Source organism: Xinfangfangia pollutisoli (genome assembly GCF_020179405.1).
GTDB classification, from domain to species: domain Bacteria; phylum Pseudomonadota; class Alphaproteobacteria; order Rhodobacterales; family Rhodobacteraceae; genus Pseudogemmobacter; species Pseudogemmobacter pollutisoli.
Genome location: NZ_JAICBZ010000114.1, coordinates 1 through 9824 on the forward strand (window position 1 = coordinate 1; position 9824 = coordinate 9824).

At 71.4% G+C, this 9824-nt stretch carries 6 protein-coding genes; 1 reads left to right on the forward strand and 5 read right to left on the reverse strand.

Annotated elements, in window-relative coordinates; translation table 11 throughout:
- The coding region (locus K1Y73_RS20145) for an RNA polymerase factor sigma-54 (RefSeq protein WP_225030102.1) at nucleotides 1-1173 on the reverse strand (1173 nt) is incomplete at its 3' end.
- 134 nt (nucleotides 1174-1307) lie between these two features.
- Between K1Y73_RS20145 and selD the strand changes: the two genes are divergently transcribed.
- A complete protein-coding gene (gene selD / locus K1Y73_RS20150) occupies nucleotides 1308-3509 on the forward strand; it encodes a selenide, water dikinase SelD (protein WP_225030104.1) in 2202 nt (733 codons plus the stop codon).
- A 39-nt stretch (nucleotides 3510-3548) separates the two neighbouring features.
- Here selD and K1Y73_RS20155 read toward each other — a convergent pair whose 3' ends face one another.
- The 4 genes from K1Y73_RS20155 to K1Y73_RS20170 form a co-directional block, all read right to left on the reverse strand.
- On the reverse strand, nucleotides 3549-5882 hold the full coding sequence (locus K1Y73_RS20155) for an aldehyde dehydrogenase family protein (protein WP_225030106.1): 2334 nt from the start codon (nucleotides 5880-5882) through the stop codon (nucleotides 3549-3551).
- 179 nt (nucleotides 5883-6061) lie between these two features.
- Nucleotides 6062-7054: a deoxyribose-phosphate aldolase gene (gene deoC / locus K1Y73_RS20160; protein ID WP_225030109.1), complete on the reverse strand. Its 993-nt coding sequence runs from the start codon at nucleotides 7052-7054 to the stop codon at nucleotides 6062-6064.
- Nucleotides 7055-7196: 142 nt separating this feature from the next.
- Nucleotides 7197-7832 (reverse strand): HAD family hydrolase, encoded by a 636-nt coding sequence (locus K1Y73_RS20165; protein WP_225030107.1) that lies wholly within the window; start codon nucleotides 7830-7832, stop codon nucleotides 7197-7199.
- A gap of 41 nt (nucleotides 7833-7873) precedes the next feature.
- Nucleotides 7874-9824: metallophosphoesterase (locus K1Y73_RS20170; RefSeq protein ID WP_225030108.1), on the reverse strand; the 1951-nt coding region annotated here is incomplete at its 5' end.

Genomic DNA, 9824 nt, shown 5'->3' on the forward strand with positions numbered 1-9824 from the left:
GGCCAGGGCGGCATCGCTGAGGGGGGCGGCCGGGTCTTCGGCCGCAACCATCCGCGCCAGCGCGTCACGCATCACGGCGCCGGCCGGCCCGTCCTTGCGCACCGCGGGCGAGAACATGGCACGCAGCCAGTAGCAGCCCTGCGGCGTGTCGACGGCGGTGCCCGCCACCGCCCGGCTGATGCTGGACTGATGCAGGTCCAGGGCGCCGGCCACATCGGCCATGGTCATTGGCACCAGATGCGACAGGCCATGATCCAGCACGGCCGCCTGGCGGCGCAGGATCTCGCGCGCGATCTTCAGAAGCGTGGCATTGCGCCCCTCGACCATGCGGATCAGCGCCTGGGCGGCGGCGCGTTCGGGGCCGCTTCTGTCGCCCAGCTGCAGGCTGGGCAGGGCCGAGCCGTTCAGCGCCACTTCCCAGCCCGAGGGCCCGCGCGTCGCCACCAGATCGGGGGCGCGCAGCGGGGCGGCACCGCGCTGAAACCGCGCGCCGGGTTTCGGATCATAGCCGCGCAACCGGCGGATCGCCTGGGTGACGGCCTCGGGCGGGCAGCCGATCAGCCCGGCCAGCCGGTCAACCGCGCCATCGGCGACCAGCGGCAGGCGTTCCAGAACGCCCTCCATCACCCGGTCCAGTTCGCCCGCCTCGGCGGCCTGCAGCGCCAGGCATTCGGCCAGGTCGCGGGCGAAGATGCCGGTCGGCTCCAGCCCCTGCAGCTTGTGCAGCAGCTGTTCGGCCTTGTCATAGGGCAGGCCCGCCTCGGCGGCGAGCTGCGCCAGCGGCCGGCCCAGCCAGCCCGAGGGCTCCAGCGCCTCGGCCATCAGATCGGCCAGGCGCTGCAGGCGGGGCGGCAGGCGCAGCATCGCGATGGCGCCCGAGACATGGCTGGCCAGGCTGGGCCCGTCGGCGGCGATCCGGTCTTCGTCGTCCAGCCCGCCGCCCCCGGCCATGGCGGGGCCGCGCAGCTGCGCCAGCGCCGAGGACCAGCGCGGCAGCCAGTCACCCGCAGGCGGCGGGCCCAGGACCAGGGCCGGATTCTCGGCGGCCTGGTCTTCCAGGAACTGGGTCAGCCCGGCGGCATCGGCGCGCAGGATGCGGATCGCCGCGGTGAGCGAGGTGTTCAGCGACAGGCGCTGGGTCTGCGCGATGGTGATGCGGGTGCGGGATTTCATTGCCGCCAGCCTAGGCGGCGGCGCCCGGCCGGGCAATGCGCTGGAGCCGGGGCGGGGGGCGATTTTTCTGCGAAAAATCGGGCGCGGGGCCCCGGCCTCTCGCCAAAGCGCGGGCTTGGGGCTAGGTCTGGTCCATGCAAGCCGGAGCGTCCTTTCCCCAGGTGCAGGACATCGTCCTGATCGGCGGCGGCCATGCCCATGCGCTGGTCCTGCGCATGTGGGGCATGCGCCCCTTGCCCGGCGCGCGGCTGACGCTGATCAATCCCGGCCCGGTTGCGCCCTATACCGGCATGTTGCCCGGGCTGATCGCCGGCCATTACCGCCGCGACGAGATCATGATCGATCTGGTGCGCCTGGCCCGTTTCGCCGGGGCGGCGCTGATCCTGGACCGTGCGGTCGGGCTGGACCCGGCCCGGCGCGAAGTGCAGTTCGCGGACCGCCCGGCCTTTGCCTATGACATCGCCTCGGTCGATATCGGCATCGGCTCGGACCTGCCCGAGATCCCGGGCATGGCCGATCATGCCGTGGCGGCAAAGCCGCTGGGCCGCTATGCCGAGGCCTGGCAGGCCTTCCTGGCCCGCCGCCTGGCCGCGCCGCAACTGGTGATCGTGGGCGCAGGCGTGGGCGGGGTGGAGCTGGCTTTGGCCTCGGCGCATCGGCTGCGCGGGCAGGGGGCGCGGCCGCAGATCACCCTGATCGAGCGCGCGGCCGCGCCCCTGCCGCATATCGGTGCCAAGGCGCGGGCGCGGCTGCTGGCCAAGGCCGAGGCGGCGGGGATCGCGATCCTGTGCAACGCGACCCCGGCTGCGATCGCGGCCGATCGCGTGACCCTGTCGGATGGCCGCGTTCTGGCATCGGATTTCACGCTGAGCGTGGCGGGCGGCCGGCCGCAGGCCTGGCTGGCCGAGACGGGCCTTGCAGTGCAGGACGGGTTCCTGACCGTGGGGCCGACGCTGCAGACCCTGGACCCTGCGGTCTTTGCCGCCGGGGATTGCGCGCATCTGGCCCATGCGCCACGGCCGAAGGCGGGGGTCTTCGCGGTGCGCGCGGCGCCGGTGCTGTTTCACAATCTGCGCGCCCTGGCCTCGGGCCGGGCCCTGCGGCCCTATCACCCGCAGCGCGACTATCTGAAGCTGGTCTCGACCGGCGACCGGGGCGCGGTGGCCGACAAGTTCGGGCTGCGGGCCGGGGGCGGCTGGCTGTGGCGGGTGAAGGACCGGATCGACCGACGCTTCATGGCGAAGTTCGAGGATTATCCGGCGATGGCGCGACCGGTGGTGCCGGCCGAGGCGGCAAAGGGGCTGGAGGCGCTGCTGCAGGCGCGGCCGCTTTGCGCCGGCTGCGGGGCCAAGCTGGGCGCCGAGGCGCTGCAGGTGGCGCTGGCCGGCCTGCCCGCGCCGCAGCGGCCCGAGGTGATCGCGGGGCCGGGCGACGATGCGGCGGTGCTGCGGCTGGCGGGCGGCGGGCTGCAGGTGCTGACGACCGACCATCTGCGCGGCTTCACGGGCGACGCGCATCTGATGGCGCGGCTGACGGCGGTGCATGCGCTGGGCGATATCTGGGCCATGGGTGCTGCCCCGCAATCGGCGCTGGCCCAGGTGACGCTGCCCCGCCTGGCCGAGCCGTTGCAGGCCCGCATGCTGGGCCAGATCATGGCCGGCGCGTCCCAGGTGATCCGCGCCGCCGGGGCGGATCTGGTGGGCGGGCATACGACGCAAGGGGACGAGTTGGTGATCGGCTTTTCCCTGACCGGCCTTGGCGACCGGGTGGTGACCAAGGCCGGCGCGCGGCCGGGCGATGCGGTCTTGCTGACCAAGGCCCTGGGCAGCGGCACGGTGCTGGCCGCCGAAATGGCGCGGGCGGGCGCCCCCGGGCTGATCCTGGGCGAGGCCTATGCCGCCTGTCTGGCGCAGATGGCCCGGCCACTGGCCCCGGCCTCGGCGATCCTGGCGCCCTGGGCCCATGCGATGACCGATGTCACCGGCTTTGGCCTGGCCGGCCATCTGATGGAGATCCTGCGCGCCTCGGGCGTGGCGGCCGAGATCGATCTGGGCGAGGTGCCGCTTCTGCCGGGGGCCGAGACGCTGGCGGCGCAGGGCCAGGGGTCCAGCCTGGCGCCCACGAACCGCGCCGCCTTGGGCTGGGCCGTGGATCTGCCGCCCGGGCCGCGCGCCGATCTGCTGTTCGACCCGCAGACCTGTGGCGGTCTTCTGGCCTGCGTGCCCGAAGACCGGGCCGAGGCGCTGCTGGCGGCGCTGCATGCGGCGGGCGACAGCGTGGCGGCGCGGATCGGCACGATCACCGAAGGCGCGCCCTTCCTGACCGCGCGGCGCTAGGGCCGCGTGGCCCCGGCCGGGGCCGTGCCCCGCTTCGATCTATTCGCCGTAGGGCACCCAGACGGTCTTCACCTCGGTCGCGCGGGCCAGGAAATCGCGGCCTTCGGCCCTGGCCCAGTCGCGGGCCAGCCCGTGATTGACCCAGGTGCGTTTCAGGTTGGCCACGCTTTCCGCCTCGATCAACCCCGAGACCGGGGCGGAAGAGAAGGACCAGACCGCGTCCACATCCATATGCCCGGCCAGCGGCTTGGCCAGGTCGGTATGGCTGCCGGTGACGATATTCACCACCCCGCCGGGCAGATCCGAGGTGTCGAGGACCTGGTAGAAGTCGGTGGCGGCCAGCGGGAAGGCCTCGGACGGGACCAGCACGCAGGCATTGCCCATGGCGATCAAGGGCGCCATGACCGAGACCAGGCCCAGAAGCGGCGCCTCGTCGGGGCAAAGCGCGCCGACGACGCCCAGGGGCTCGTTCAGCGCCAAAGCCAGGCCGCGCATCGGCACGGGCTTGGCCGCGCCTTCGTATTTGTCGGCCCAGGCGGCATAGGTGAACAGGCGGCGGATCGCGGCCTCGACCTCGTCCTCGCCGCGGATGCCGGTCATGTCGCGCAGGCGGGCGGCGAATTCCGTGGCGCGGGCCGACAGGTTCTCGGCGATGTAATACAGCACCTGCGCGCGATTATGGGCGGTGGTTTTCGCCCAGGCTTTGGCGGCATGGGCGGCTTCCACCGCGTTGCGGATATCCTTGCGGTTGCCCAGCCCGACATGGCCCAGAAGCCGCCCCCTGGCCGACCAGACGGGTTCCGAATAGCCGCCATCCGGCCGGGCCTGCTTGCCGCCGACATACAGTTTCGCCGTGCGGTCGATGCCCTCGACCGCCGGATCGGCGGGCGCGGCGACCGGGCGGACGGGTTTCAGCGGCTTCGCAGGCCCGGCGGGTTGCAGATAGGCCGACAGCCCCTCCCACCCGCCTTCGCGGCCGAAGCCCGATTCCTTCACCCCGCCGAAACCCGCCGCCGCATCGAACAGGTTCGTCGCATTGACCCAGACCACGCCCGCGCGCAGCTTGGGCGCCATGTCCAGCGCGAGGTTCACGTTCTCGGTCCAGACCGAGGCCGCCAGCCCGTAGCGGCTGTTATTGGCCAGCTCCACCGCCTCGGACGGGGTGCGGAATGTCATCGACACCAGGACGGGGCCGAAGATTTCCTCCTGCATCAGGGGCGAGGCCGAGCCGAGGCCGGTGATCAGCGTCGGCGGGTAATAGCAGCCCTGGGCCGGCAGCGGCGTGGCGGCGCGGTAGACCTGGCCTTCGGCGCTGTCGACCAGGCGGGTGATCGTGGCCAGTTGCACCGGATCGACGATGGCGCCCATGTCGATCGCCTTGTCCAGGGGATCGCCCAGCCGCAGCCCGTCCATCCGGCGCTTCAGCTTGGCGTGGAAACGGTCGGCCACGCCTTCCTGCACCAGAAGGCGCGAGCCGGCGCAGCAGACCTGACCCTGGTTGAACCAGATCGCATCGACCAGCCCTTCCACGGCCGAGTCGAGATCGGCATCGTCAAAGACGATATAGGGCGATTTGCCCCCCAGCTCCAAGGTCAGAGCCTTGCCCGAGCCCGCGGTGGCGGCGCGGATCTTGCGGCCGACCTCGGTCGAGCCGGTGAAGGCGATCTTGGCCACCTGCGGGTGCGCGACCAGCGCGGCGCCGGTTTCGCCATCGCCGGTGACCACGTTCAACACGCCCTTGGGCAGCCCGGCCTCGCGGCTGATCGCGGCGAAAAGCAGCGCGGTCAAAGGGGTGAATTCGGCCGGTTTCAGCACCACCGTATTGCCGGCGGCCAAAGCGGGCGCGACCTTCCAGGCCAGCATCAGAAGCGGGAAGTTCCAGGGCGTGATCGCCGCACAGACGCCCAAGGGCGCGGTGCCGGGACGCTCGGTCTCCAAAAGCTGGGCGAGGCCGGCGTGGTAGTAGAAATGCCGCGCCACCAGCGGAATGTCGATGTCGCGGCTTTCGCGGATCGGCTTGCCATTGTCGAGGCTTTCCAGAACCGCAAACAGCCGGGCATGTTTCTGCACCAGCCGCGCCAGCGCATACAGCACCCGCGCCCGCGCGTGCCCCGGGGTCTTGGCCCATTTCGGAAAGGCCTTGGCCGCAGCCTTCACCGCACGGTCGACCGTGGCCTCGGAGCCTTGCGAAACCTCGGCCAGCACGGCGCCGGTGGCGGGGTTGCGGGTCTGAAACAGCGCCTCGGGCGCCAGGAAAGCGCCGTCGACATAGGCGCCGAAGGGCGCATGCGCCTTGATCCAGGCCAGCGCTTCCATGGCACTTTCCGGGGCGGGGCCGTAATCCATGCTTTCGAAGATGTCCTTGACGGTCATGTCATCTGTCCTTGGCGCGAAAATGTCGGCGGCAGCGCGCTTGGCGGACCTGCGCCTCCGGCGGAGATATTTTCAGACAGATGAAAGGCGCGGGTGCGGCTGCTTTCATCTGTCCGGAAATATCCCGGGGTGAGCCCTGAAAGGGCGAGGGGCAGAGCCCCTGACTGGGCCGGGCATGGCTAGCCCAGCGCATGGCGGTAGCCGGCCGAATAGTGCCCGGTCAGGTGATGTTCCAGCTGCCGTTCGATATCGCCCAAAAGCGACGAGGCGCCGATGCGGAACAGATCGGGCTGCAGCCAGTCATGGCCCAGTTCGTCCTTCATCAGCGCCAGATACAGAAGCGCGTCCTTGGCCTTGGAAATCCCGCCCGCCGGCTTGTAGCCGACCTTGAACCCGGTGCGGTCCTGATAATCGCGGATCGCGCGGATCATCGTCAGGCTGACGGGAAGGGTGGCGTTCACCGCCTCTTTCCCGGTCGAGGTCTTGATGAAATCGGCGCCGGCCATCATGCAGACCAGGCTGGCGCGGGCCACGTTGCGCAGGGTCTGCAATTCGCCGGTGGCCAGGATCGCCTTCACATGGGCGTCACCGCATGCAGCGCGCATCTCGGCCATTTCGTCATACAGGGCCTGCCAGTTGCCGGTCAGCACATGGCGGCGCGAGATCACGATGTCGATTTCCTGCGCGCCGGCCCGCACCGATTCGCCGATTTCGGCGATGCGCAGCTTGTAGGGCGACAGGCCCGCCGGAAAGCCGGTCGAGACCGCGGCGACCGGAATGCCCGAGCCTTCCAGCGCCCGGACCGCGGTTTCCACCATGTCATGATAGACGCAGACCGCGCCGACGGTCAGGCCGGGCAGGCCCAGCGCCTGCAGCATATCGGGCCGGACCGGCTGGCGCGCCTTGGCACACAGCCGTTGGACGCGCGCGGGCGTGTCGTCGCCCGACAGCGTGGTCAGGTCGATCAGCGAGATCGCCTTCAGAAGCCAGGCCGCCTGATACTCCTTCTTGACGCTGCGCCGCCCGCCAAGCGTCGCGCAGCGCCGCTCGATCGCCGAGGTATTGGCCTGCACGCTGGCCACCCAGTCCAGATCCAGCGCCATGCCGGGATTGCGGGGGTGCCCGGCCTTGGCCACCAGGCCGGTGCCGGTTCTTGCGTCTGCAGCAGAAATCGTGGTCAAGGCCCGCCCTCCGGTCGATGTCGCGACGATGCCATGCGGGGCCGGGCGGTGGCAAGCGGCGCGGGGGGCGAGTTTGACCGGATGGTCAGGAAATCCGCCGATGCCCCGGCAGATCCGGCAGATCCGGCGGGGCCTAGCGCAGCAGCCCGGCCATCCGGGCGCCGGACAGAAGGTCATCGGCCAGATGATGGGCGAAGCGGCCGCTGATCTCGCCCACATCGGGGATCTGCACCACGGTGCAGCCGGCGCGGCGCGCCGATTCGGCGCCGGTGTCGCTGTCTTCGAAGACCAGGCAGCGCGCGGGCGACAGGCCCAGCCGCTCGGCCGCCAGAAGATAGGGATCGGGGGCGGGTTTGGCGGCGGTCACATCGTCCAGCGAGATGACCAGCTCGAATTGCGGCGCAAGGCCTGCGATCTGCAGCTTCTGATGCGCCCCGGCGCGGCGGGTCGAGGTGACGATGGCGCGGCGCTGGCCGGTGGTTGCCGCCAGAAGCTCGGTCACGCCGGGTTTCAGCGGCAGGCCCTGGGCGATGGCATCGGAAAAGCCGCGGTTCCAGATGTCGCGGATCCGGGGCAGGTCGGCGGTCGCGGGCAGGGCCGCGCGCAGGATGGCGACCGAGCTGGGCTCGTCCCGGCCGACCAGCCGGTGCAAGAGATCGGGCCCGACGGGATGGCCGGCCTCGGCGAAGGCGGCCAGGCCCGTGCGCAGCGCGAGGGATTCGGTGTCGATCAGCGTGCCGTCGAGATCGAAGAGAAGCGCGTCATACATCCGGGGCGGTCCGCTGTTCCTGCGCCCCGGGGCTTAGCCGATCACAGGTGCAGGCGAAAGCGGTGAAAGCCCGTCTCGGTCAGGCCAAGCGCCTGGGGGCGAAGATGCGCCACATCGGCCAGATGGGCCGGCGCGCCGCTGCCGCTGTCGAAGATCACGCTGGTGCCGGGCATTGGCCGGAACGACCAGCCCGGGCCGGTGATCGGGCGCAATTCGCCCTGATCGCGGATATGGCGGGCGATCACGTCGGTCAACGGCAGGCCGGGCGACAGTAAAACCTCGCCGGTCAATTCGGGCATCGTGCCCAGACGGAAGCTGCTGGACACCAGGACCAGCGGATCCTGGGCGCCAAGCACCCGGCCCTCAAGCCGCAGGTCGCGGATCCGCCCCGGGCGGCCGCGCGGGCGCGACAGGTCGATCCGGTAGGACAGTCCGGGGAAATCCTCGAACACGAAATAGGGGGTGTGGGGGTCAAGCAGGGGCTGATCGGGCTGGCCGGGCCGGATCTGGGCGAAAACCTGGGCCGAGGCCTCCAGCCTGGCGATCAGCTGGGCGCCGGTGATCCGGCTGAGGACGATGGTGTTGGGGAAGGGGTAGAGGTTGAAGATGTGGCGCACCGACAGTGGCCCGGCAGGGATGTCGGTATAGTTGAGCGGCCCGCTGCGGCCCCCGGCGCGGAACGGAGTGGTGGCGGCCAGGATCGGCAGGCCGGCCTCGGGCCGGTCGCGCAGGGCCTGGCGGGCATAGGTCAGCTTCGCGGCCGCGATCAGGCGCAGGGCCTGGTTGTCGGCGGCCAGCGCGAAATAGCTGGTCAAGGGCAGGGCGCTGCGGCCAAGCGGCTGGCGCGTCCAGGCCAGCGCGGCGCGGTGGTCGCGGGCCAGCGCGCTGCGCAGGGGGGCGGCGGCCTGGCGCAGCGCCGGCGCGGCGCGGCCCTGCGGCAGGTCGGCGGCGCTGAGAAGGCCGGTCCGGGCGCTGGCGATCCGCCAGCCGCCGCCGGGGCCGGGGCGGGGGCTGAGATCGAAATCCAGAACCCCCAGATGCGAGCCGGAATGGCCCGGCTGCACCGCGGGCTTGCCGGCAAGCCGGCCATTCGGCGCATCGACGCGCGGATCGGCATAGGCGGCGGTATTGGGAAAGACCTCGTGGCTGTGGCCCGAGATCACCGCATCGACGCCCGGCAGTTCGGCGATTTCCGCCGCCAGGCCTTCGCTGCGGTCTTCGCATGTCAGGTCGCGGATCCCGGTATGGGCCAGGCAGACCACCAGATCGGCCCCGGCCCGGCGCAGTTCGGGCAGCCAGGCGCGGGCGGCCTCGACCATGGGGCGCGCGGCCAGGGCGCCGTCCAGCTTGGTATGATCCCAGTCCAGCACCTCGGGCGGGGTCAGGGCCAGCACGCCCACCGTCACCGGCCGCGCCTGGCCGTTCCTTGCAGTCAGGACCCGGCGGATCAGCGCGAAGGGGGCGGTCAGCAATTCGTCCTGCAGCGGGGCCGGGCCCAGGCGCAGGGCGATATTGGCGGACAGGGCGGGAAAGCGCGCCGCGCCCAGCGCCCGGCGCAAGAGGCCCAGCCCATAGTCGAATTCATGATTGCCCAGCGCCACCGCGTCATAGCCCAGCGCGTTCAGCGCCAGGATCGAGGGATGCGGCCGGTGGCGGTTGCGTTCGGTGGCGGCCAGATCGGCCAGCGCCGAGCCCTGCAGGAAATCGCCATTGTCCAGCAGGATCGCCTCGGGCTGTTCGGCCCGGGCGCGGGCGATCAGGCTGGCGGTCCGGGCCAGGCCCAGGCCGCGCAGCGGGCGGTTGGTGAAATAGTCGTAGGACAGAAGCTGGGCGTGAATGTCGGTCGTGGCCAGAATGCGCAGCCGGTACAGCGCATCCGCGCCGGGTGGACGTTCGGGGGAGCGGGCGCTGCCTTGTCGGTCCTCGTCGGGTGGGGGATCGGCGCCGGCCCCCGACAGGGCCAACGCGGGGCGCGCGGCCGCGCCCTGGGCC